The organism is Xanthovirga aplysinae, assembly GCF_009711365.1.
GTDB lineage: Bacteria > Bacteroidota > Bacteroidia > Cytophagales > Cyclobacteriaceae > Xanthovirga > Xanthovirga aplysinae.
Map to the genome: position 1 here is coordinate 1 of NZ_SMMB01000187.1, position 626 is coordinate 626.

General features: G+C 32.7%; 2 protein-coding genes. Both read right to left on the reverse strand.

Annotation, left to right across the window (positions count from 1 at the left end):
* Positions 1–254: hypothetical protein (locus E1171_RS24020; protein WP_222931286.1), on the reverse strand; the 254-nt coding region annotated here is incomplete at its 3' end.
* A gap of 191 nt (positions 255–445) precedes the next feature.
* Positions 446–626, reverse strand: a 181-nt coding sequence (locus E1171_RS23240) for a hypothetical protein (protein WP_187696109.1), incomplete at its 5' end; no start/stop codon positions are given.

Consider the following 626-nt stretch of genomic DNA (forward strand, 5'->3'; position numbering starts at 1 on the left):
TGTATAATCAGCCGATTGATTGTGTAAACAATTGTAAACCAAAAAACAAAATAGATTAATAGATTTATAATTAGTTCTTTCACAAATATTTGAAGTGACATTGAAGTATGCCAACCTTCACTTATCCAAATTAATGGAAATCCGCTCATCACTGTATCCAGTGCATCAGTTGGAAGGACATACCACCATTTCGTAAAAATCGAAAAAGAAATAACAGTTAAAGACAATACTAATTCCCAAATTAATTTCTTCATTATGGTTTTTTCTCAATGACGCACAACGTCTCAGCTATGCCCAGTAAGGGGATTTAAAGCACCAAACCTTCGGGCTTGCACTGAGCCAAATCGTTGATTTGACCTTAAAAATGAAAAATTTAATCAAAACAAATCAACGATTTGGCGGACTTTATTTAAAGCGCCAACCTCTCTATTTAGCAGTTTACCCCTTATTGGGTATAGCTATTGTTGTAAAGCGTTGTTTTGTGTTTTCCTTTATTTAACAAATTAGGATCATAAGCTTCTCGCCTGATATAAATTTTCAAGAGTTCATTTTTAGGCTCTTCATCAATATCTGAATCAAATCCAAATAAAACATTTCGATTAGGTAAAACAATAGGAGTATCAAGA